General features: G+C 54.3%; 16 protein-coding genes. 5 read left to right on the forward strand and 11 right to left on the reverse strand.

Annotated elements, in window-relative coordinates; genetic code table 11:
- Positions 1–123 precede the first annotated feature (123 nt).
- Entirely contained in the window at positions 124–1,437 is a 1,314-nt protein-coding gene (locus JMJ04_RS05680) for an AI-2E family transporter (protein WP_201369570.1), read from the reverse strand.
- Between the two features lie 522 nt (positions 1,438–1,959).
- Between JMJ04_RS05680 and JMJ04_RS05685 the strand changes: the two genes are divergently transcribed.
- Positions 1,960–2,271: a hypothetical protein gene (locus JMJ04_RS05685; protein ID WP_201369571.1), complete on the forward strand. Its 312-nt coding sequence runs from the start codon at positions 1,960–1,962 to the stop codon at positions 2,269–2,271.
- A gap of 80 nt (positions 2,272–2,351) precedes the next feature.
- On the opposite strand, the gene JMJ04_RS05690 is transcribed toward JMJ04_RS05685, so the two are convergent.
- The 3 genes from JMJ04_RS05690 to JMJ04_RS05700 form a co-directional block, all read right to left on the reverse strand.
- Entirely contained in the window at positions 2,352–3,173 is an 822-nt protein-coding gene (locus tag JMJ04_RS05690; RefSeq protein WP_201369572.1) for a hypothetical protein, read from the reverse strand.
- Positions 3,174–3,452: 279 nt separating this feature from the next.
- The gene (locus JMJ04_RS05695) at positions 3,453–5,474 is read right to left on the reverse strand and encodes an ATP-binding protein (protein ID WP_201369573.1); all 2,022 of its coding nucleotides are present in this window, start codon (positions 5,472–5,474) and stop codon (positions 3,453–3,455) included.
- Between the two features lie 361 nt (positions 5,475–5,835).
- A complete protein-coding gene (locus tag JMJ04_RS05700) occupies positions 5,836–7,896 on the reverse strand; it encodes a DUF790 family protein (RefSeq protein ID WP_201369574.1) in 2,061 nt (686 codons plus the stop codon).
- 269 nt (positions 7,897–8,165) lie between these two features.
- On the opposite strand from JMJ04_RS05700, the gene JMJ04_RS05705 reads away from it, so the two are divergent.
- Positions 8,166–10,649, forward strand: coding sequence for a serine/threonine protein kinase (locus JMJ04_RS05705; protein ID WP_201369575.1), 2,484 nt, complete (start codon positions 8,166–8,168; stop codon positions 10,647–10,649).
- Between the two features lie 58 nt (positions 10,650–10,707).
- On the opposite strand, the gene JMJ04_RS05710 is transcribed toward JMJ04_RS05705, so the two are convergent.
- The 5 genes from JMJ04_RS05710 to rnc all read right to left on the reverse strand — a co-directional run bounded on the left by JMJ04_RS05710 (position 10,708) and on the right by rnc (position 16,274).
- Entirely contained in the window at positions 10,708–12,135 is a 1,428-nt protein-coding gene (locus tag JMJ04_RS05710) for a DEAD/DEAH box helicase (protein WP_236037928.1), read from the reverse strand.
- Between the two features lie 202 nt (positions 12,136–12,337).
- The gene (meaB, locus tag JMJ04_RS05715; RefSeq protein WP_201369576.1) at positions 12,338–13,291 is read right to left on the reverse strand and encodes a methylmalonyl Co-A mutase-associated GTPase MeaB; all 954 of its coding nucleotides are present in this window, start codon (positions 13,289–13,291) and stop codon (positions 12,338–12,340) included.
- 3 nt (positions 13,292–13,294) lie between these two features.
- The gene (locus JMJ04_RS05720) at positions 13,295–13,717 is read right to left on the reverse strand and encodes a cobalamin B12-binding domain-containing protein (protein ID WP_201369577.1); all 423 of its coding nucleotides are present in this window, start codon (positions 13,715–13,717) and stop codon (positions 13,295–13,297) included.
- Positions 13,710–15,449, reverse strand: coding sequence for an N-6 DNA methylase (locus JMJ04_RS05725; RefSeq protein ID WP_201369578.1), 1,740 nt, complete (start codon positions 15,447–15,449; stop codon positions 13,710–13,712). Before JMJ04_RS05725 ends, JMJ04_RS05720 begins: the two co-directional genes overlap by 8 nt.
- 69 nt (positions 15,450–15,518) lie before the next feature.
- Positions 15,519–16,274: a ribonuclease III gene (rnc, locus tag JMJ04_RS05730; RefSeq protein ID WP_201369579.1), complete on the reverse strand. Its 756-nt coding sequence runs from the start codon at positions 16,272–16,274 to the stop codon at positions 15,519–15,521.
- Between the two features lie 177 nt (positions 16,275–16,451).
- On the opposite strand from rnc, the gene JMJ04_RS05735 reads away from it, so the two are divergent.
- The 3 genes from JMJ04_RS05735 to JMJ04_RS05745 are packed head-to-tail and all read left to right on the forward strand — an operon-like array spanning position 16,452 to position 20,661.
- Positions 16,452–18,350 carry a copper resistance protein CopC gene (locus JMJ04_RS05735; RefSeq protein WP_201369580.1) on the forward strand — a complete coding sequence of 633 codons (1,899 nt, stop codon included), beginning with the start codon at positions 16,452–16,454 and terminating at the stop codon, positions 18,348–18,350.
- Positions 18,351–18,387: 37 nt separating this feature from the next.
- Positions 18,388–19,470, forward strand: coding sequence for a WD40/YVTN/BNR-like repeat-containing protein (locus JMJ04_RS05740; protein WP_201369581.1), 1,083 nt, complete (start codon positions 18,388–18,390; stop codon positions 19,468–19,470).
- Positions 19,471–19,488: 18 nt separating this feature from the next.
- The gene (locus JMJ04_RS05745) at positions 19,489–20,661 is read left to right on the forward strand and encodes a YncE family protein (RefSeq protein ID WP_201369582.1); all 1,173 of its coding nucleotides are present in this window, start codon (positions 19,489–19,491) and stop codon (positions 20,659–20,661) included.
- A 97-nt stretch (positions 20,662–20,758) separates the two neighbouring features.
- Here the strand turns inward: JMJ04_RS05745 and JMJ04_RS05750 are convergent, their stop codons facing one another.
- The gene (locus JMJ04_RS05750; RefSeq protein WP_201369583.1) at positions 20,759–22,480 is read right to left on the reverse strand and encodes a hypothetical protein; all 1,722 of its coding nucleotides are present in this window, start codon (positions 22,478–22,480) and stop codon (positions 20,759–20,761) included.
- 83 nt (positions 22,481–22,563) lie between these two features.
- Positions 22,564–23,451: an ABC transporter ATP-binding protein gene (locus JMJ04_RS05755; RefSeq protein ID WP_201369584.1), complete on the reverse strand. Its 888-nt coding sequence runs from the start codon at positions 23,449–23,451 to the stop codon at positions 22,564–22,566.
- Positions 23,452–23,780 lie beyond the last annotated feature (329 nt).

Below are 23,780 nucleotides of genomic sequence, written 5' to 3' on the forward strand. Positions count from 1 at the left end.
AGGGGCCTTTCTGGATAGAAGCGTGATGGACCCTGGCTGCCGCAGGCAGCCAGGGTCCATCACGCTTCTATCCAGGCGAGCGCCGCAAGCGCCAAGAGTCAAACCTGGAATATGTAAATGGGGTTAACGAGAGGAGGGCGGCGTCGTCTCTGGCCCTCTCTCAGGTGTCTTCTTCTTCTCCTCCTCCTGCTCAACCTCGTAGAGCAATTCCGAGTAGGAGATCTCACCTGAAGGCGACTCAGAGGTGACCTCTGGTCTTTCTCCACTACCACCGGGAGAACGCGTCTGCTGGGCAGGCCGTTTATGTAACAACTGCCCATTTGGGCGACGTATCGTCCAGGGGGCACGTTTGCGAGCCAGAATCTGGTCCGCGCTCTCGCCTCTGGCCGAGCGGTAAATGCTCGCCACTACCACCCAGAGCGCCGCAACGACAGGTGTTGCCAACAAGGCTCCAAAGACCCCAAAGAGCTGGGCACCAACCAGCAGCGAGAGAATAGCCGCCACTGGATGCAGGCCCACTGCGTGACCCACAATACGCGGCCCCAGGATATTACTCTCAATGACCTGGAGCGCAATAAAGCACCCGGCAACAATTAATGTACGCGGGAAAGGATCTGGCAGAAGCAACGAGAGCAGCAGTGGCGTAATCGACGCCAGAGCAGGCCCCACCATGGGAATGGTCTCAAAGAGAAAGGCCAGCACACCACAGATCAGGGCATACTTCCCCAGCGGAGGATTGACGGCACAAATGACACCAACCAGGATCCCAACGATAACGGCCAGCGTTAACTGTCCACGAATATAGTTGCCCACGACCCGCGAGAGTGCATCTTCAAAGAGCAACACATTAGGCAGAAAACGCTTAGGCGAGAGACTCACCAGGCTATCGCGAATGCGTTTCCCGTCAACCGTGAGATAGAAGCTCAAGACCACAATCAGAAAGATATTGATAAGTGCATTCACAAGCACAGTCACAAAACTCAGCGCGTTATTTGTCAGCGTAAACGCAAACTCGTTCGCCTTACTCTGTATGCTTGTGATGGTATCGTCAATATTTTTCTGCGGAATCTTGATATCATGGAGGTAATTAATGAAATTCTTATAATTCTCAGGTAGCGCGTTGGCATAATTCTTAATGGTATCTGAAAATGCCAACGATTGCACAATCAAATTAGCCGCGAGGAGATAGGTCAGGTAACCCAAAGCCCCAAGTACAACTACATAGACAAGCAGCGTCGCGACCGCTCGTGGAACATGATACTTCACCAGGAAATTTACCAGCGGCGTTAATAAGAAGGCCACTGCCATTGAAAGTAAAAGAATAATAATCGCATCGACAAACTGGCCTAAGAGTGCCCAGGTCGTGCTAAAGATAAGGCCAACGCAGATAATACAGATGAGAATATCACGTGTGCGTTGCCAGTTAATTTGACCCATAGCCTTTTGTCCCCTTTAGTGCATATACATTCTCTATTAGTACGCAGGCACGCAGATGTATTGTGACATGTTTCCTACCAGGCAACAAGAGTTTGCCTATTAAATGCAGAAACAAGCAAAAGTAGCTTCTGTTTTCAGATTACCATGTTCTGGAGACACAGAAAAGAGGGAAGAGAGGCTTTTTTTGTCTCCAGAATGAACAAATAGCCATTCTTTACCGATAAAGGCTAGGGAAAGAGTTCTATATGATTAGACGAAGCGGCATGTATGGCTTAGAATACAGGAGTGTTGTGTAAAATAAAAATAGGAACCATAACAGCACAGCTTGAAACTTTTGGCGCTTCCGTTTCGTCATACCCTTGAAGCAGTCCAGGAGAACCATCCCAAAGCCACAAAGGGATGCGAAGACCTAAAGCACAAAGTTTCAGCCATGTTCAGCTCGCTCATATATATCGGTTATCACAATAACAAGAGTTCGCTGCTGTTTTTCCCACAAAACAGCCTGGAGAAGGGGACGGATTAGTGGACGCAACAACCGCCATCACATCGATGAACGACACGACGCATATGTTGATGACCTGGACGCTTGTTGGGCTACTCTTAGCCTGGATGATCGTTTTTGCCTGCCTGGCTCTTCGTAGAGGTGCAAAGCAGGTCGAACATGCGCCCATGCCTTCAACGACTATAACTCCCACACCAGTCTCCGTTGCACCAAAGAAGTTGCATGTTATAGCGGTCCAACCCGTGACCCCCAGGCCTGCCTACCAGGCCAGGGAGCAGAAAATAGCGCACACGCAAGCGGTGCTTTTTGAGCATACGAGTGCTGTACGCTAAGCGTCCAGGGTTCTCTATCAAGAACAATCGAGAAAAACTGTACAAGGCAGGCTATGGCAGCCTGCCTTTACTTTTACTGGCTATTTGGCTTGTAGGTTTTCATTGGGCCTTTGAGGGCGGAAAGCATCATTCTCGTTAATAAAAATAATCTGCGTATCCTGAATATGGACAATCATATCGGGCTTGCCATCGCCATTCTCGTCCACAAAAGACAATGTGGCAGGGGTAAGATCCTGGTTAGGGCCAATTAAATCAGGGCCAATATAAATCTTTGCCTTCGAACAATCGCCTGCAGGACACTCAATAATCTCTATCTTACGGTTCATATTTAAGGCTATGAAATGACTGGGTTGTGCGCTTGAGTCATTATTATGTCCAACGACATAATCTATCTGAGACGTACGAGGACGTCCATAATGCCAATCATCCTGCGTCACCTGCCACCAGTTGGATAAAAACGTTAAGGCAAACCACCCCAGAACCATAACAACCAGAAGAATACCAATATATACAAGTAAATGAGGGTGCTGCCCTGATAGATGCTTTCCTCGAAGAAGAGGACCTTTCCCTGGTCCCAACACATCCTCTGTATCAACCACGTGCCGACGCCCAGTCGATACCGCTGGCGTACGCCCCTGGGTCACCGCCGTCCGGCGCGGAGGAACCTTGCCAGTTGACGCAAGGCGCACGCTCTGGCTTGAGGCCTGTACATCTGCGGGGGCACGACCAGTCTCCGACTTGACATCGCTATGATAACGGCGCACGCTCTTAGGCATACGACCGGGCAATTCATCATCATACTCATCATCAAAAAAATCGCGGCTTGCTACCTGCTGTTCACGAATATGCTGGGAACCTTTCGCTGACATGCGTCCACCACGCGCTGTGTAACTCTGCTCCACATTGGTACCGTCCTCTCCTAATGCTAGCGAAACGAACTTTTGTTCCAAAGCCTTATGGTCCACATAGTACACTAGAACAAAGGTACTTGTCAACTGACTTTCCTGCCCTTTTTTGCTATTTTCGCTATTTTTATGTTTTTTTTAATAACTTTGCGTTGGCAACGCTTCAGAGAGGGCCCATAGGAAATAGGGTGGTGGCAATGCCTGAGGCATTGCCACCACCCTATTTCCTATACAAGCAAACTATATTGGAGCGAGAAATTCTGAGTAATCCCTGGTCTAGTCGTAACATTGGGCAAGGTAACACGCTAACAGAGGTGGACGAAACTCATAGTGAATAGCATCTCCCATACCATCTTCGGCCAGTAAGCCTGCCTGGAGTGATTCTTCCAGTACATCCAGGATCTCGTCCTCATCATACTCTGCCCCAAGCTGAAGCACCTGTTGCAGGGTAAAAGCACTTCCCAGGCGAGCGCACTTGCGCAAGAGCCGCTGGCTGCATAGGCTCAAGCGACAGAAACGCTGCTCAAGGATCGCTACGATAGAGCGAGGCAAGGTCACCTGGCTGTCTCCTGCGCTTCTCTGTGACAGGTTCCTTGCTTTCCTGCCTAGAGCAGCGGCAAGCTCCCAGGCCAGAAAAGGATTGCCACCCACCTGCTTCTTAATGTCGGCAACCAGCGAGGATGGTACGTGAGCCAGCAGATCTTCAATCTGTCCATCCCCAAGGGCTTGTAATCGCACCAGTTGTACTAGTTGATCGCGACGCAAGTCCGCAATGAGTGTTTGCAATACTTGATTCCGCATTAACTCAGCAGTTAGACAGGTCACCATAACCGCGATAGGACGCTTACACAAACGTCGTACAAGATAACATAACAACTCAATACTTTCACGATCAAACCAGTGAGCATCATCAAACACAATGAGCAAAGGTTTTTGACCACAACTAGCGTCGAGCCATTTCAGCAGGTCCTCACGCAGAGAGAAACACTCCTGCTCATGCAAGAGCGACTCCACGGCGGCCAGGGTTACATACTCCCGTTGCCACCTGGACAACACTTGTGTCTGCGAATTTTTGTTTACTATGTGCGTCTCGCTATGCTGGGGGAGAAGTTCGCTCTCGCGCAAGAGACGAAGCACATCTAGCCAGGCATGATAGGGAGTGGCACATTGCTCCTCCAATACTTTATTCCACAAAACCACCCAACCTAGTTCTTGCGCATACTGGCTCACCTCTTCGGCGAGGTGTGTCTTGCCCATGCCCGCCTCACCCGTTAACAGGAACATATGGGGAGTAAGAGACGGAGCTTGCTGAAGAGAATGGAGCGTACGACACAACTCCTCATACTCCTGCTCACGCCCTACCAGTTCTGGTCTGGATGCACGATCTTTCAGGTTCCACGTCGTCCTGACCAAAGATGGGATCTGAGCAAGAAAAACATCCTCAGACAAGGCATAAGGAGCCGTACCAGAGCGTAGCGATGAGATAGGTTGAGCAAGCGCAGATAAGGGTGAAGAGAACGTGGCTGGGGCCTGCATCTTCTTGCAGACAGAGGCATAGAGTTGCCGCGTCTCGACAAGTGGTTCGGTCCCGTAGAGTTTCGCCAACTTGGTGACCAGGCATTGATAGACATGCGCGGCCTCTGCGGGCCGTTCCAGGCGTACCAGAGCGTGCATAAGACGGCGCACGGCAGCCTCATGGGCAGGGTCGACAGTAATCAAGCGTTCCAAGACCTCGATTTCTTCAGGCCATGCACTCCGTGCCTCGTAGACATCGGCGAGCATGAGCAAAAGACCAATCCATTTGCGCTGCAAAGTGCTACGCCGTGCCTGTGCCCACGAGAGCGTTCGCTCCTCCGCTAAAAATTCACCCTTGTAGAGCTGTGCCGCCTGTAAGAGAAGATGCTCTCTGGACTGAGCGTCCTGAGCTGCGTATGCCAGGCGCAGCCATTCCTCAAACGCATCCGCGTCTACCCACACCTGGCGTTGCTGAGCAAGCATAAAAATATCATGTTCCAGGCGCAACAATTGTGAGTTTGCGGGTCGCTCCAGTTCAGGTTCCAACACCTGGCGCAATCCATGCACGGCGGTATTAAGACGATTAGCAGAGTTACCCACATCCAGTTCAGGCCAGAGCGCCTCCATCAGCTGCTCGCGCCCCATCATACGCGAGGTTTGACTTACCATACAAGCAAAGAGTGAGCGCACGCGTCTCTGTTGCCATCCCATCTCACTGACCGTTTCCCATCCCTGACTACGCCATCTTTCCAGGCAGCATTGCCCAAGCAGATAGATACGCACAAGTGGAACGTTCCTGTTAGCTGCATCCTTCATTACCTCTCACTGCCTTTCCAAACATAGGCACGGGGGAGATAGCGCGCCTATCCCTGCATGCAAAATACAGCACGATACGTCTACAGTACATGACGACCTGTCCTGCTAAAAGCCCAGCCTTTCTTCCGCTGTCAAAGATAAACTCAAGCTTGATATACTCTCGTATGTATCGTATTCAGGGGAGGGCTTTCTCATCTTTAAAAGTATAAATACATCCGAATAAATTCGCAAGGTGAAGTATGGCAGGTGTTTAATCTGCATAGTAAATGATGAAGTACCTATATGCCGCAGAGAAAGTGTTGAGAAGAAAGAATCTGGGACGTTGCTACTAAGCCTCGCCCCACAAATCACTCTGCACAGCTGGAGCCGCGACACGTTTCCGACCAGCCTTCGCCCGAGTGGTATCAGGCTTGCGGCCGCTGCTCGTCTTCTTCCCACTAACAGGCACGCCCTCTGGCTCGGTAAGAGGCATAGCAGGCATCTCTACGTCCTCTCCAGATGCATGATTGGTATCGACCATGGGAGACTCTTCTGACAGGCTCTCAGCAGCCAGTTCGACCTGCGCCTCGAAGATTGAGTCCCGGCGAATATGTATTTCCGGCCAAAGGGCAATGAGGGCTTCTATCGCGCTTTCATCACATGCCTGCAAGGCGGGAGCAAGCTGCCTGACACGCGAGGCAAAGGCGCCAAGCGTGAACGCGTTTTCAGCGCGCAGTGCTGTCAGCATCTCACGTCGCAGTTGCTCTTCCGCTTCGACACTGTAGAGACCCAGGCCTGCGACATAGCGCGTTCGCTCATCAACCACCAGTTGCGCCGCCTGCGCCAGTTCTGAACGACGGTAGCACTTCAGCAGGGCATAACACTCTTGCTCCGGGAGGAAACCGCGCACCTGCACATGCGCACGTATTGACGCACTATCTAGCTGAGCAAGGCGCGAGGCAAAATCATCAAAATGCTGGCGTAACAGGTGTAAGACCTCGCTGGCCGAGAGTTGGCCTCGGTAGTAGACAATGGGGAAGGACGAGGCAATCGGGGCAAAGGCCTCCTTCGCGTCGAGAGGGATGGCCAGGATAAGATCCTTGCGCTGCGTCATTTGCAGCAATTTCTGTATCTTGCGTTCCCGATAAGCCGGGGTCCAGAAACCAAGGATCTCCATATAAATACGCTCGCGACCTCGTGAGAGCGCAAAATCGGGTATAAAAATACTCTGTGCCAGCAGTAACGGCTCTGGCTCGCGTTCCAGGTGCCAGCCATCGGCACCCTGGCTGGCGGCTAAAGCAGTAAAGGCCTCGGCAAAGCCCTGCTCAATACTGCTATCAAAGAGCGCGGTTGTAGGAACATAAGCTGTGTTCTCCTCCGCCACTTCGCTCCTGGCAGGCTGTGGCAACAATTGGAGTAGTTTGGCGTCCATCTGAAACTGGTAGCGGCGCTGCAAGAAATGCACGGTTGCCTCCGCTTCTACCAACGCAGCGGAAAAAGACTGCGAACGCCCTGGTTGCTTTTGATACCCCAGCAACACCCGGCAGAGACGCGCCAGGCGCATCCCATATTGCTGTGGCGCACCGGTCACCTCTTGTGGACCATACAACAAGAGTTCGAGCGTGGTTGGACGCCCTGACAGTTCACCCACAAGGTCGGCCTCATAGGAAAGATCATAGTACACACCAAAGCGCCGCGCGAGAAAGCATAAACGCTTGATCACCGCGCCCAATCCCGGTTCAGTGCTGGGCATGGGAAAAAGCTCAGCGGCAGATAATTCGTCGGATAAAGCCTGGCAGTCGAGTGAAAAATGGACATCGGAGGCGTTAAAAAGCGCAGCCTCAAACGCCCACTGATTATAGATGGCGGCAACCTCAGGCGCTGTAGGAGGTTGTTCGCCAGTGCGTACCAGTACCGCCTCATCCTCGCTATCTAACACCAACAGATAGGCTAGCTGGTCAGGCGTCAAGCGATAGGTGAGAGCAAACGCCTGTAAAGCCTCCTGGCGCTGGTCAGTCGCCAGAAATCCCTGGTAGTGTTCGTTGACATAGTCGAAAAGAGCCAGGCGTAGCCGGGTCGGTGACATTACGTCCTCCAAGGCCTCGCTCGCCTGCATCTCTTGCAGGACCTCGTCCCACTCCCGCGTACGCCATTGATACCAGTTGCTCAAAGTCGCCAGCAAGCAATTGGCCAGGCGATAATCGCCAATGTAGGAGCGGGCCTCGTCTTCAAGGAAAGCACGCTGTGGACGGCCAAGCATACTTTCATAATAGGCCACAAGTTGCTCTATTTCCTGGTACAGGACGCCAGGGCGTAAAAAATACAGAGAGAGTCCGAGATCAGGCGCCTTCCCTGACCTGCCAGCACGCCGATGAACAGTTTTTTTGACATCTTGTAAGCTAAAACGCACGGATATCACCTTCCCAGGAAACCATAAGAGGTATACCTTGCCCCCATTATAGCAAAGATCTAGCACAAAGATCTGGCGCCTTTTTCAGGCTTTCGCACTCTCCTCTATTCTTATCGCGCTTGCACGAAACGGAGCAATAGGAGGCATATCCTATTGCAATTGAACATTTGTATACCCTATGCTATGGTTGGCATTGGGCTATAAAGTTGTTATGCCGATTATTTAGAGCATCTACAACAAAGGCACCGTTTCAGCCACTGGAGGCGGCAATGAGCACAACCCCACGACGCCTGGACAAATATGAGCTACACACTAAAATAGGTCGGGGCAGCATTGGCGAGGTATGGAAAGGACGGGATCTGCAACTCCAGCGCGATGTTGCTATCAAGCTCCTGCATACCGATTTGCAGCAGGCTAATCCTCACTTCTTCAATGACTTCACGACCGCAGGGACAGCCCTGAGTGCGCTTCACCAGGATCATCTCGTGCCTTTACGCGAAGTCAATGTCTATCGCGCCCCCGATGGAAATGAAACCGTTGCCTACATTGTGATGGATTACATTGAGGGACTAACATGTAACGATTACCTGAAAGTCACCTCGCATCGCGGTCAATTTCCCTCGATACATAACATTGTCTATCTCTACTCTTGCCTGGGAGATGCCTTAGATTACACTCACAGCAAAGGGATCATTCACGGAGATATTAAGCCCAAGAATATCCTGCTCCAGGCAAAAAATCGCACCAATTTTGATGCTGGTGAGCCCTTACTCGTCGATACCGGCTTCTGCCCTATGTTGGGTATCACGCCCAACGCCGACATGCCCTTTTATATTTCACCGGAACAGGCAGGTGGTGGCCACCCCAATACACGTAGCGATATTTATGCCCTCGGAGCCCTGCTCTATGAGATCTGCACCGGCATTCCCCCCTTTCGTGGAGAAAGCCCCATCTCAATTATGATGCAGCATGTGAATGCGCTTCCAACGCCGCCCAATTTGATCAATCCGAATATTCCCGCGGCCCTCTCCGAGGTCATCCTACGCGCACTTGCGAAAGACCCTGTTGCCCGCTTTGCCAGCGCCTCGCTCATGGCGACCGCTATTGCAGAGGCCTGCTCCATGCGTCCAAGTCTGAAGTTGCGTGCCATCCAAGCCCTTCCAGAGCCAGGCCATTCGGCCGCGCAAAGAGGGCCAACCATTAACATTCTCGGGGTTCCTCAGCCGTTTTCACCACAAACAGTGCAACCACCACTCAATGCACCTATTTCCCGGCCCTTGCCTGCGCTCCCTCCTGCCTCACAACCTTTGTTGTCAAATTCACGTCCCTTGCCAATTCCTCTCAAGGCCTCACAATCGTTACCAGGCATTGACCAGGCTCGATCGTCAAATTCACGTCCCTTGCCAGATCCTCCTGCGACTTCGCAGTCGCTACCAGGCATTGGCCAGTCACCCATAGCACCGTCACAGCGCTCTTCGGGTCTCCTTTCTGGCTATCAAGTCCGTGATGCACACCATGCCTCACCCCAGCCCACGCCAGTTGTAGGGCCTGTAAGGCCTCCAGAAATGCCAGCACGCGAGCCGCAACAGACAACCCATGTATACTCATCAGTAGCAGCGCCACGATCTGCAATGGCGCCACAAACGCCACCTCTGGCGTTACCTCCGCGCCGCCAGCGCCTTATCGATAAACCCGCGTATATTTTCCTGATCGCAGTCGTGTTGCTACTCATACTCGGGGGTGCATTCCTGGGAACTTTCTGGCGTCAGCCTCATAACACTCAGCCCACAGCAACCATCACAAATACCGCACGCGTCTTCTTCCAGGATGATGCGCTTGGGCATAACGATGTGCTCCACCTACAGATAGACCACATAGACGCTCCCGCTCAGGGCAAGGCCTATTTTGCCTGGCTGGAAACGGAGGCAAAGCCACTGCCCCTGGGCACATTACCGCTCCAGAATAATGCCATCACCTACACCTATCCTGGCAATACGCAACATACAGACCTGCTAAACATCGCGACAGGGGTGCTTATCACGTTAGAGCAAGCGAATACACAGCCCCAGGCTCCTGGCCAGCAACACATCTACCATGGAGTGCTCGACCCCAAAGTCGCAACCGCAGTCAAAAATATTCTCTCCTCGACTCCTGGCCTGGAGAATAACCAGAGCGTTATCGTGACACTCTTTGAAACCATTAAATCGATGAATGATAAAACAGGTAGTATTGTCGATACGCTCCAAAACCATGTGAACGATAAGGCCCTGGCTATGCGTCAGGCCATACGCGTGATCGAGATGCTCGATGGTAGCAACAATGCCCGCCAGTCAGGAGACCTGCCACAAAATCTTCCCTCGCAGCTGAGTATAGCTCGAGGACTGCTCTCCTCACCCAGCCAGAAAGGCTATCTCGATATTCTGAATGAACAGGTGCAACAGGTTAAGCAGGTCGCTGGCAGGAATAAGGATCTTTTACAGCGCGTACAAAACACCGAATATGCCATTCAAGATCTGCGAGACTGGCTCCAAAAAGTACGTGCTAACGACGTTCTTCTATTGAAGGCTGCTGACCTGGCTGATCCAGCGAACCTCAGTATAGCTCTCCAACTCAAACAGGTAGCAGCCGACTCTTACACCGGGCGCACGATTCCTCCGAATCAAAGTCCACTGCCACTACTAGGCTCCGCAGGCGCAAACCAGGCCTATATCGAATGCCAATACATGGCGGCCATTGGCCTCCAAAAGATTTAAATAATGTGTCGCTAAAGAAGGGAGGCGCAGAAGAGTTCATCCTCCTGCGCCTCCCTTCTTAGCGACGCCGCTTCGCCACCGACTCCTCAGTGGTATCGGAGGTGACCAGTTCATAGAGCAGGGCCTGGCCCTCCTTGGGACGAAGTACGCGCCCCAGGCGCTGGATATACTCGCGTTTAGTGCTATTGCCACTCACGATAACCGCTACACGGCAATCTGGCACATCGACGCCCTCGTTTAATACGCGCCCGGTAACCAGTTTTGTATACTGACCAGAGCGAAAACGTTCGAGGATGGTGCGCCGCTCCTCGGCAGGCGTTTTATAGGTGATGCTGGGGATACACAGGCGACGACTGATCTCATCCACGACATAGTTATACTCTGAGAAGAGGATGGCCTGGTCCTGGGCATGCTCGCGCAAGATACGCTCGATTTCAGCGTACTTGGCGGGGGCGTTCATGGCGATATTGCGCGCCTCACGCCAGGCCAGCATGGCTTCGCGCGCCTCTGGATCGCGCGCGCTCATATAGATCACCTTCTGCTGAAAATCCTCGGGCGAGCGAATAATAATGCGCCGTCGCTGCAAAAACGCGCGGTAGATCTGGCGCTGCTCATTGTAGCGCTCAGCATCCTCCTCCGCCAGGGCTATAGGTACGACCACTTCACGATACTGGGCCAGGTAGCGATCCTCAGTTAACTCGGAGGGGGAGCGACGATAGACCTCGGGTCCAATCAGTTCATCAAGCTCTATATGCGCCATGTCGCTACGCTCGGGGGTCGCGCTCAGGCCCAGGCGCAAGGGGGTAAAGGCCGACTCCGCGATCAGGCGATAGGTTGGTGCGGGAAGATGATGGCACTCGTCGAAGACTAGCAAGCCAAACTGGGCCAGCTCGCGTGGATAGAGCGCCGCCGAGTCATAGGTAATCACAGTGATCGGCTTCAGGGTTTTCTCGCCGCCACCAAAGAGACCGATCTCGCTGCTCTCCAGGGAGAGCGCAGTGGCCAGAGCAACGCGCCATTGCTGCAACAGATCAATCGTGGGCACCACAATGAGGGTCCAGAGTCCCAATTCGTGCAGAGCCATGGCGGCGGTAAAGGTCTTGCCAGCCCCGGTCGGCAAAATTACGACGCCCGCACTTCCCACGTCCAACCAGGCCTGTAGAGCCTCCTGCTGGTATGGGCGTGGCGACATCCCCAGACGCGTCGCAAAAGGGAGGGCGGGGCGTTCCTCGAACGCGATCCGGAGGGAAATTTGCTGCTCCTGCAAAGCCGCCTTCACAGCACTAAAATAGTAGGGCTTGGTGCGCCAGAAGGCATGACGCTTATCCTGGGTCAGGGTCTCCGCCACAAAAGGCGAGAGGCGCTTCCCAAACAGCGCCGTAAGCTGTTCTTCGGGAGTCAGCCGACTATATTCTGCGGAAGGCGTGATCACCAGGTCACGCCCCCGCATTTCTAATACCGTTTCGGATGTCGCTTTTTTACTCACGCTTCTCTCGTTTCCGCGCCAACACTTTCTGCTCAGATACAAAATTGCTTTGATCCACTTACCTGTGTCTATTCTTGCGCGCCCTCACACAAACGGAACCGGCCTTTCACCTGAACATAAGCATAAAAAGCAGGCATCACACCTCTTTTCAGCGGGGATGTTGCCTGCTTTAATTATGTTCCGGGCCCCCAATCAGGGAGAATTATGCGCCGTTGAGGCCCACGCGGGCCTCTAACTCGCGTGCGACGGAGTAGGGATCGCGCTCACGCTTCGTGATATCGTCGATCAACTCATGCCATTCTTCCTCGCTGACGGCCTCGCGGAGCGATTTTGTGACAGCCTGGAGAATGAGAGCCTGGAGTTCGCTACGCACCTGGCGCTGGGCACGGCTCTGCATCATTCCGCTTTCCTGGAGGTAGGTGCGATGCTTCTGCGCGGCGTCCGCTAGTTCGGCAATACCCTGCTCTTTTACGGCCGAGGTCTTGATGATGGGGATACGCCACTCCGCCTGCTTGCGATTGGAGTCAAGGCTGAGCAGCATCGCCAGTTCGGCGACCGTCTGGTCGGCACCTGGCTTATCCATCTTACTTACTACGAAAATATCCGCAATCTCTAAGATACCTGCCTTGATGGCCTGGATGTCATCGCCCATACCGGGCGCAACCACCACGAAGACCGTCTGGGCCGTGCGCATAACCTCGACCTCGGCCTGGCCTGTGCCCACGGTCTCAATAATGATCGGGTCATAGCCCGCGGCATCCATGGCACGCACGGCGTCGCGCGTCGAGGCGGAGAGACCGCCCAGGTTCCCTCGACTGGCCATGCTGCGAATGAAGATATTGGGATCGCCTGCCAGCTCCATCATGCGAATGCGATCACCTAAGATAGCCCCACCACTGAAAGGACTGGTCGGATCCACCGCGATCACACCAACCTTGCACTCTCGCCTGCGATACTCACGCACCAGGCGCGCCACCAACGTGCTCTTCCCAGCACCAGGCGAGCCGGTCACGCCAATGATATGCGCGTTGCCAGAGTGGCGATGGAGTTCAGCCAGATACCGAGAAGCTGCTGGGGCCTCGTTTTCAATCAACGTGACCATCCGGGCCAGGGCACGCCGATCTCCTTGTAGTAAGCGTTCAATGATGTTTTGCAAGGCTTATACCTCGGTCAGCAGGCGCTCAGACCGCACATTCTCCCGGACGAACTTGATGATCTCATCGGTCGAGGTCCCCGGTCCGAAACAGCCCTGGATACCCATGGCTTTGATTGCGGGAATGTCTTCATCGGGCAAGATGCCGCCTGCCGCCACCAGCACATCATCAACTTCGTTCTGCTTGAGTAGCTCCATGACTTTGGGAAAGAGGGCCATATGTGCACCGGAGAGAATGCTCATCAAAATCGCGTCCACGTCCTCCTGGACTGCGGCTTCAACGATCATCTCCGGGGTTTGACGAATGCCAGTGTAGATTACTTCCATGCCCGCGTCGCGCAAGGCACGCGCAATCACTTTCGCGCCCCTGTCATGCCCATCCAGGCCAGGTTTGGCAACCAGGACGCGAATTTTACGTGTATCAGCCATAGGTGACTCCTTTGTCGGCGATTCTTCGATCTAAGGGCGAACTGCTTGCTCGCCGTCCCTGGAGAGCTGATTCGTAGAGCGCGCAGATCGCTTGCTCTAGCTCCTCGTACATCTCCTTCTCCTTCAATTCTACTACGGGAGGTTTCGCGCTGCAAGCAGACTGTAGCTCTCTGGCCCGCTGAATGATGAAGCGGCGCTCGGGGCCAGCCAGGGTGGGGACTGGCAGGTGCGCCAGGACATGCTGCTCGATCTGCGGCTGCACCCATTTATACGCAGTATGCAATACATAAGTATAGACACGCAGAAGACGCGAGTTGAGCAGAGCCAGCAGGAAAAACAGCTCGTCTTCCTGCTCCTGGAAGGTGCATAGGTCCTCACGCGTAAGGTTGAGTATATAGAGCGTCTGTAAGACAATATGCCCCTCAAGGTCGAGCGAGGCCTGAAGCTGGCCTGTACTCTTAATGACCAGAATTTTGGGGGCGTGATAACGCGCCAGGGGCTTGTGAATATGCTCGCGTTGCATCCAGCGTATAGCTTGAGGGAAGCGATAGGGGTGAATATCGACGCCTCCCCGTAAGACGGGATACCACTCACCCTCATTTGGGCGCCAGGGTGAGAGGAGCGCGTGATCCTTACTCAGTTCCTCACCGCGCCGAACGGTAACCCAGTGTGAAAGCGGGGCCAGCAAGGACTTCTTACCCGCGTGGCCCTGGCTATGCAGATAGAGGCGTTCAATTAAGGTCCCCTGCATGCGCCCCCATAAGTAGCGTAACTCCGCTTCAGGTTGGCGTGCCAGGACCTCCTGCCTGATCATACTGGTATGCTCGTGTGCCTGTTCGGGCTTCTCGCGCCCTAGAATTGGCGTATGCGGAATCAACGATTCACTGCCGATAGAAATGGGCACCACCGTTCCACTAGGCAGGTGCCAGTGTCCACGTGTCCAGGTAACCTGGTGCGAACGCTTAGGCAGGCGCTTCTGTGCCACAATGACGACCGCGCCCACAAAGGCCGAGAAAACACCGGAAAGATGCCAGAGCTGGTGAATCGTCGTCTCTCGCAACAGTACCTGGCGCTCGCTTGCGGCATTGGTACGCGCGAGCACTGGATCTGGCAGCACCAGGCCAATCCAGCCGCCAGGGCGTACCAGGCGCAACGCCAGGTCGAGAAAGAGCAGGTAGCTATCGCTCTGCCCCTGATGGCCACGCGCCTGGCGATAGGCACTAAGATCCGTATTTTTGGCCGCCAGGTAAGGGGGATTTGCCAGAAAGAGATCAATATCTGCATGACGCTTTTCCGCCAGCGCCTGCCCCCAGGGAAATGTAAGCGCGTCGGCCTGGTGGATATGGAGTGGCAGAGAACTGCGATACTGGGGAGATTGCAGGGTATATGCAGCAAGCGCTTCGCGGAGGTGCATCTCAGCCATGAAACAGGCGACGGGATCGGGATCAAAACCCCAGATATTCTGCTGGACGCGGCTCAACATCTGACGCTGGCTCAAACCGTTGGCCTCCGCCGAGAGGACGAGGCGATGTAAGACAGCCGTCAGGAAGTTGCCGCCACCACAGGCGGGATCGAGGACACGGAGTTGGGTGAGATTGCGCTCAGGCGAGAAACCACAGGCATCGAGAATCTGCTCCACCAGGCGTGGTGGTGTTGAGAAATGTCCCCGCGTCTTCCGCTCAGTCGGAGCGAGACTGGATTCGTACCAGTTGACAAGATCGTGAGCTGCCATCTCTCCCCTTCCAGCTTTCTTTTAAAGAAACAGAAGCATCTATCCATTGGTTACATTGCTTCATGCTTATCAAAGCTGAGGCTGCGATTCATCCCCTACATCAATGATTGAAGCTTTCCCGCGCTGTTTCTGTAGAGTCTCTAGCGCCTCGCGAGCCGCGAGCCGTCCGGCCTCTTTGATACTGGAGGCCTTGCCCAGGCCTAGAAGCGTCTCCTGATCATAGACGCCAACCAGGAAGATACGATCATTATTACGCCCACTCTGCTCCAGGACGCGATAGCGTGGGAGACTTCCGGTGCGCTGCAAGATAATCTTTTGCAAACGCCCTTTAGGATTGGTGTCCGCCTGCACACTGACCTGCTCAACCATAGGCAGAATCGCTCGCGCCACAAAGTCGCGCGCGACCTCTGCCCCCTGATCGATATGGATCGCCCCTACCAGCGCCTCCAACACATCCGCACACAATGAGTCACGCGATCGCTCATTAAAGGTGCGCAGGTTCGCGATATCCACGCGAATAAAAGGGAACAACCCAAGCTGCTGCCCAATAAGCGCAAAGACACGACGGCTTACCACCTCGGACTTGAGGGCCGTCATATCCCCTTCACTCGCGTTTGGGAAGCTGCGATAAATATACTCCACAACATGAGCGCTAATAATCGCATCGCCCAGGAATTCCAGGGTGTCATATGAGTCGCGTAGCGCCGTTTCGCTACAACACGAGTGGTGCGTAATCGCTCGTAGCAGCAGAGAACGGTTGTGAAACGTCACCTGAAGCAGCGCTTCTAATGCGAGCAAATTATCGATATTTTCTATGTCTCCCATAATCCCATTATTATATATCAGTATTCTATAGCACGTCGATGTTACCCATCGTTTATATCATGATATCATATCTACTGCGAGATAGGAGAAGCCTGTTTCACCAACGCTACAAGGTATGCTACACTGTGGTCTGGTAACCCTCCACCGGGACATCACGTACAAAAGGTCGTTATCCGTATGCAAGCACAAAGATTTTTTCGGGCTACACCCCACATACATATATTTCTAACTATAGCTGCGTCTCTCGCCCTGCTCCTGCTGGTGATGACTCCCCTGCCAGGGCAGGCGTCTTCCATCCTCCTGCACTCAGATCCCCCAGCAGATAAGCTCCTGCTCACCGCGCCATCCGAGGTTCATCTCTGGTTTAGCGAGGATCTCAATTCGGCGGCCAGTACAGTTATGGTCCAGAACGCCGAACACAGGCGAGTCGATTTACGCACCTATGCCAGCGGTCATGAGCTTGTCGTCCCATTGCAAAGTCCCCTGCCACCAGGAGTCTACACCGTCTCCTGGCGCACACTGGCAAGCTACGATGGGCAGACGCTGACAGGGGCCTTTAGCTTCGGTGTAACCGTGCCAGATGGAGCCTTACCTCAAGGCGCAAACCTGACGGGAGTAGCTAATGCCTTTGGCGCCACGCCTCTTGCCTCCGGCCAACTCGATCTCGCCAGCGTGCTCTATGGGCTGATGCAAACCATTCTAGCGCTGGGTGCGACCTTCTGGGTTGGGACCTTGTTCTGGCGCGCATTCATTACACGCAAACAGGCGAGCACCGAGCATCAAGCCATACGTGAGCGCGAAGAGCAGATCTTTGAGCAGAAACTGGCGCAGCCGCTCTTGATCCTGCTCCTGTGCGCCAATATTGGCTTGCTGCTCAGCAATAGCCTGGCACTGGCTCAGGGAGAGGGCACGCAGGTTATACCCAGCGCCCTACAACTCCTTACCACGGGAGGATTTGGCACCTACTGGCTTTTGCAGCAGCTTCTGCTCATCGTCGCGCTCCTGTTGCCTGCACAGACTACGCCTGCCACCGATGCGCAATATTCGCGGTCGTCGCTCGTGACATGGGGAAGGCTGGCCCTGGGCTGCGCCCTCCTTCTCCTCTTCGCCCTGAGCGGACATGGCGCATCCACCACTATCAGTGGCTCACCACTCCTGGGTCTGGGTAGCGACTGGCTTCACTGGCTGGGTACCACTATGTGGGTCGGCGGCATGTTCTACGTCGCCTGGGTCTACCTACCCGCCCTACGCGATCAGCTCCCGCTCACTCAGGGCAAGGCTCTGCTGAACACACTAGGTACTTTCTCTCCCCTGGCCCTGACCGGGTTGCTTCTCCTCCTGGTCACAGGACTTTTCAGCTCCAACCTGCACCTGCAATCCTGGGAACAGTTGTTAAGCACCCCTTATGGCCGTACCCTCATTGTGAAATGCCTCCTGCTGGGAATACTGCTCTGCGTGGGAGCCGTACAAGATCTGCTCATTCGCCCGCGCATTAACCGCGACTACAAGAAAATTGAGCGGATCCAGCTTGAGGCTGGCGAGGAGGCAAAAGCACGCTTCGCCGCTGATGTCAGCAAGAAAATCGAGCGCCAGGTCGAACACGCTACGCGCACGCTCCACACACTTCTGCGTTGGGAGGCGCTGCTGGGTGTCACACTCCTGCTCGCAAGCAGCCTCATGAGCGTCTACGCGACTACCACTGCGCCTGCTCAGCCTGCTAGTAGTACAGGCACCGCGACCAAAACAAATAAGCCTTTCCAGGGAAGCATGCGAACCGAGGATCAACAGTTCAACGTTCAACTTACCATCTCACCCAATCGCATTGGCCCTAACACCTTCACTGTCCATGTCCTGGATAAGCTGGGGCAGAACGCGAAAAACATACAGGTTGGGCTGGCTGCGGATATGGTCGAGATGCGCATGGGCGCCACGCTACTCACCTTACAGCCTGACAACAAAGGAAATTTCAGCGGTACCGCCATTCTCCCCATGAGTGGACTGTGGCAGATTGATGTCCACATCCGCACTACGGATACAGCACAACATACCGCCAGTTTCCGCATTCAGACATCTTAAAAATGTTTATGTAGAAAAATATTTTGAGGAGCAGATTATGAGCTGGGGCAACAGGCGTTTTCGACGCTGGCTACCATTGAGCTTATGTATACTTATGGCCCTGGTGCTCGCGAGTTGTAGCGGCACCGGGAATGATACCACAACAAGCAATGCCCAGACCGCCCAAAAGGTCAATGTCTTTGGCACAGCCGCAAACCACCCTCACTCCTTGCTGGCCTTTGCCAACCATACGCTCTTGCTCGCGACCCACTATGGCCTCTTCCGCACCACAGATGATGGCACAAGCTGGAAGATGGTCGCAGGAGGAGCAGGGCAGGCCATGGAGGGCTTAATGAGCTACTCCATGGTGAGCAGCCCCGTAGATCCTCAACGCGTCTATGTCCTGGCTCAGCCCACCGACAAGTCATCGAAGGGCACGCCTGGCCTCTACACCAGTAGCGACCAGGGGCAGACCTGGCAGCTCAGCATCTCTGCCAAAAAGCTTACACCCAGCACGCTTTTCCTGGCCCAGGCTGGCACTACCTCCGCCAACGAGGTCTATGTCTATATCAACACCCTGGGCAGTCATGGGTTACTCGTGAGCCAGGACAGAGGAAAGAACTTTCAGGCCGCTGGCGAGCTTCCCTTTGGTAGCCTGAGCAGTCTGCTCGCCCTCCCAGGCGAGAAACATGTGCTCCTGGCCGGGAGCAGCGATGGCCTGGCGCGCAGCGAGGATGGTGGTCAACACTGGACAAAGCTACAGAACACAGGCGGTGTTTATGAACTGGCCACAGGCGGGAACGACGGCCCTATCTATGCCAGCGGCGATGATGGCGTGTATGCCTCTCAGGATCATGGCAAGACCTTCCAACAGGTCTATTCAGCCGCGGCCATTAACTCACTGAGCGTCTCCTCACAACAACCGCTCACACTTTACGGGAAGACTGGCACGTCTCTCTATCGTAGCAGCGATGGCGGCAAAAGCTGGAGCAAACTACCTCCCCTGCAAGGAAACTACTTCAATGTAGTTGCCCACCCAGGTAACGCAGGAGAGGTCTATATCTCGCTCTCCTACCCGGTTGCCATCTATCGCTTTGACCAGTCCAGCCAACACTGGGCCTCGCTGACACCGAAAAACTAGAAAGGGAGAAGTGACATCATGGTGCACAGTAGACGTCGCTTGCTCTATCCCACCTTACTCTTGACTCTTACTCTGATGGGCCTCCTGCTCATGGGGAGCAGCCCTCGCCTGGCCTATGCCGATGGCGGCGCGCCCAACCTGGCCTACGTGGCAGGCGCCAGTCAGGGCTTGAGCATCATCGACATCGCCACGCAAAAGGTCACAAAAAACGTGGCACTGAAAGGCAACCCGCACACCGTCCTGCTCAGCGTCGATGGCGCGAACCTCTTTGTGACACTACCTCAGAGCAACCAGGTCGCGGTTCTCGATACGCATGATGGACACACGCTCTGTACGGCGAGCGTTCCCGGGCAGCCCACACTTCTAGCCTATGACCTGAATACCAAGCTTATCTACAGTGGCGGCAATGGGACCAGTGGCGTACGTGAGATTGATCCCAAAAACTGCCAGGTCATACACACGCTGGCAACAAATGGTCCCGTCTACGGACTGGCCATGGCCTATGTCTCAGATCCCCAGTCAGATACGGTTGGCAATCAGCTCTGGATCTCTAGCGAGCACGACGTCATCGCCTATGACCTGAAACAGTATAAGCGGATTGCCAGCATTCCCGTTGACGGAGGCCCTCAATATCTCTCTAACCCGCCTGGGACAACGACCTATGTCACTACGCGTGCTGGGGACATTATGACTATTGACCTTGTCTCACACAAGGTCACAAAGATACTCTCTGGTGGTTCTTATGGTCCCATGGACTTTGATGAAACTACAGGAGAGATGTATGTTCCTGACCGGAGTACCAACAGGCTACTAGTGCTCAACCCGGTACATGGAGGCTTCGCCCTGCCCAAAGAGCCTAACCGGGTCATCTCCCTGGAGGATCATCCCCAATCAGTAGCTATTACCAGCGATGGGCAATTTGCTTTTATCGCGCTCGCAAGCGGCAAAGTCGTCATGTACGATGTTCCTGGACGCCAGCTCATCAATACCCTCACCGTAGGCGGAAACCCGCAATTTATCATTACAGGCCTCTATCCACCAGCCCTGACCCAGGCCGCGAACGGATCGCCTGATAGCCTGCTCACAATTGTCAACATCGTCGCCTATGTGCTGATTGTGTGCCTGCTGCTTGGCCTCCTGTTCATCTTCCTGCGCTCACGCAAGAAGGCTGAGCCACACAAGAAGGGCTAAAGATAGCCAATACTGATACAACGGATGTGTAGAGCGCCCTGGTAGCCTGCGGCTACCAGGGCGCTCTACACATCCTACTCAAAGGCACAAAGGCAAGCTAGGCGCGTGTCACAACTGAGAGGATCTCTGGGCTGCGATTCAGCAGGCGAGGAGTTACAAGCGATGTTATACCGATATAGACAAGGACACCGTAAACCAGCGAAAGCGGGGCCGTCAGCGACCAGAGCCAGGTCATACCAAAGAAGAGCGGTGCGCCCAATGCCAGCAGGACCGGCACCATCACCACGACCAGGACCGCGAGCGTCACCAGCGACATCACGGCCCGCATACAACCGGCCTCAGAGCTTGAACCCATCGAGGTCTGGAAGCCACGCTGAATCTGCCGCCACTGCTGAGGGAAGAAGACCGAGGTCAGGTTACCCAGGCCCACGACCACAAAGATAGCAGAGAAGCCACCCGCCAGGACGGGAACGAGCAGATTCAAGCTATGCGAGAGGAACATCGCCACCGGTACCAGGATCACCAATTCCACAATCCCGATCGTGAAGGTGACCAGGTTCTTGCCCCATAGGATATGCCAGGGCTTGATCGGAAAGAGGAAGAGCGTACCCAGGCTCTGGCGCTCAAAGCCCAGGATATTATACGAGAAGCGATAGAGCGAGAGACAGACCATCAATGGCACCAGCAAGAGCGGGGACCAGCTAGAAAAGCTGTTTGTGTGCGTACCACCACCAGATGTAGCATTAAACAGCGTTACAGCGACCACAAAGACGGGCGCAAGCACCGATTGCAGCAAGGCCCCGGTAATCTGCGGATCGCGCCGCATATATTTCAGATCCTTGCCCAGCAGCGAAAGCGCTGGCGTTGGGAAGAGGCGCTCCAGAAGAGCTAGCCTGGCTCTGGATGCCGCTACAGGGGCTGCTGCCGCTGTGGAAGGTACCACCGCCTCACTTGTGGAGCGACGACGCACACGCCTGGCCGAGTTGTCGACCTCGGGACGTACCACCGCCCGCTCTACAACCATTTGCCAGAGGAAGAGAGCCACCACGCCGACCGCCAGCAAGGCCAGCAGCCAGAGCAGCGCCTGGCCCCAGTTCCCCAGCGAGGCCTGCTCAATGGCCCGCGCCGCCATACCGGGCGGGAGCCACTGGAGATAAGGCGAATACGGATGATTGCTCAGATTATTAATGAAGTTTTCGGTAAAGATTCCGCGCGAGACAAACTGGCAAAGATAGCCAGAGAAAGAGATAAGCACGATCAGGAAGACACCCAGGTCACGGAAGCGACGGCTCTGCAAGAAGCTCATCAAGAGCGAGAGGATGAGCTGGCCGATACCAATCACCTGCACATAAAACACCAGTACCGTCACTATACTAAAGAGCACCAGGGGCAGCGAGAAGGCCCAACCTGCAATCAGGCCCGCGAAGACCAGTAACAGGCCCAGCGTCATCGTGTCCAGTAGGGTCGAGAGCACGAGACTAAGCATCTTCTCGCCCCGCGTAAGTGGGAAAAGCGCCAGCTTGGTCAGGTCCAGGCCTTCATTGGTATTAAATTCAAGCAGCGGCAGGACCAGCCAGAGCACATTCAGCGCCGTCAGGAGTAGCAGGGTCGCCTCAAAATTGGCGGGAGCAGGCAGAAAGCGGCCCGCCGCGAAGAAGAGAAAGGCTGCCCAGAAGCCTGCCCAGAGCAGCACCAGGATCAATACAATACGGCTAATGATGCGGCCAACCTTGCCCTTACCGGGACGGGTAAAGGCGCGCAGAAATGTCTTCCAGCGCAGCCAGAGCAGCCAGCGGATTTTATCGCGATGGATAAGCACACCACACTCCTATTACTTCTGATCCGAAACCCTGAGAGCGAAGCGCTAGTCACGAGAGTGACGTTGGGTTTCGGAATAAGGATTCAGTCAAGCCAACTCAGATTATGGTTCTCATTGCGCACACCAATGACGTTGAGGAAGACGTCCTCCAGCGAGGCATCTTTATCATCGCCGCTGGCCCGCTCACGCAGTTCTTGCAGCGTTCCCTCGGCCACAAGCACACCCTGATTGATAATGCCAACGCGCGTACACAAGCGCTCCACCACCTCCATGATATGCGAAGAGAAGAAGATCGTCGTTCCACGCTGGGTCAGTTCATGCAGAATGTCGCGAATCACACGTGAACTCACGGGATCGATCCCCTCAAACGGCTCATCTAGGAATAGCACCTGGGGGCGATGCAAGATGGCTGCGGCCAGCGCGACTTTCTTGCGCATACCTACTGAATAATCAACAATCATCTTATCCGCATCGTTTGCCAGGTCAAGGACACGTAGCAAGTCCTCGGTGCGGCGCGTCACATCGGCATCGGGCACGCCATACATATGGCCTGCAAAGAGAATAAACTCACGCCCCGTCAGGCGCTCATAGAGATTCAGATGCTCAGGAAGTACGCCCATCAGGGCACGAGCGCTGAGTGGATCTTTCCAGACATCCACGCCTCCCACCCAGACCGAGCCAGAGGTTGGGCGCAAGAGTCCCACCATCATTTTGATCGTTGTCGATTTGCCAGCGCCGTTGGGACCCAGAAAGCCAAAGAACTCACCCGGACGTACAGCAAGGTTCAGATGGTTTACAGCGACCTTCTGGCCGAAGGTTTGCAACAGGTCCTGCGTCAGAACCGCGTATTGCTCAGCACTCTGCCCTGTTTGAGTAGATGAATATGCTTGTGGATAAGCCTGAGCTGCAGCTGGTTGAGGAAAAGGTGTATCTTGAGTCTGTGGAGGATTCTGCTCAGGAAAGGTATTCATTCAAAACATCCTTTTTTATTACTACAGTGTCTACCAATGATAGAAGTATAAGCGAGAGCGCCCAATCTCGCACCTATGGCACTCGCCCTGGTTAGGGATGTGGTAGCGGTTGGCAGCCACTACTACATCCCTAACCAGAAATAACTTGCATATGGTGTCAGTAAGATAGACGTAGAAAGGGAGCGAAGATCTAAGGGGCATAATCTCAGCCCCTCGCTAAAAACTCATACATATACCTGTACGCATGGTCAATGCGAAAGTTCCTACCATAACACACAAAAGGTGCCCCATTGGAAAGGGGCACCTTAAGAAAGAGAGGCATGCACATA

Source organism: Ktedonobacter robiniae, assembly GCF_016587375.1.
Classification (GTDB): Bacteria; Chloroflexota; Ktedonobacteria; order Ktedonobacterales; family Ktedonobacteraceae; genus Ktedonobacter; species Ktedonobacter robiniae.

What these genes read in the sequence shown, in the direction of transcription:
- JMJ04_RS05680 (WP_201369570.1), bottom strand. Translation starts at nt 1,437, where the DNA reads ATGGGTCAAATTAACTGGCAACGCACACGTGATATTCTCATCTGTATT.
- JMJ04_RS05720 (WP_201369577.1), bottom strand. Translation starts at nt 13,717, where the DNA reads ATGGCTGATACACGTAAAATTCGCGTCCTGGTTGCCAAACCTGGCCTG.
- JMJ04_RS05735 (WP_201369580.1), top strand. Translation starts at nt 16,452, where the DNA reads ATGCAAGCACAAAGATTTTTTCGGGCTACACCCCACATACATATATTT.
- JMJ04_RS05755 (WP_201369584.1), bottom strand. Translation starts at nt 23,451, where the DNA reads ATGAATACCTTTCCTGAGCAGAATCCTCCACAGACTCAAGATACACCT.
- rnc (WP_201369579.1), bottom strand. Translation starts at nt 16,274, where the DNA reads ATGGGAGACATAGAAAATATCGATAATTTGCTCGCATTAGAAGCGCTG.
- JMJ04_RS05745 (WP_201369582.1), top strand. Translation starts at nt 19,489, where the DNA reads ATGGTGCACAGTAGACGTCGCTTGCTCTATCCCACCTTACTCTTGACT.
- JMJ04_RS05725 (WP_201369578.1), bottom strand. Translation starts at nt 15,449, where the DNA reads ATGGCAGCTCACGATCTTGTCAACTGGTACGAATCCAGTCTCGCTCCG.
- JMJ04_RS05740 (WP_201369581.1), top strand. Translation starts at nt 18,388, where the DNA reads ATGAGCTGGGGCAACAGGCGTTTTCGACGCTGGCTACCATTGAGCTTA.
- JMJ04_RS05705 (WP_201369575.1), top strand. Translation starts at nt 8,166, where the DNA reads ATGAGCACAACCCCACGACGCCTGGACAAATATGAGCTACACACTAAA.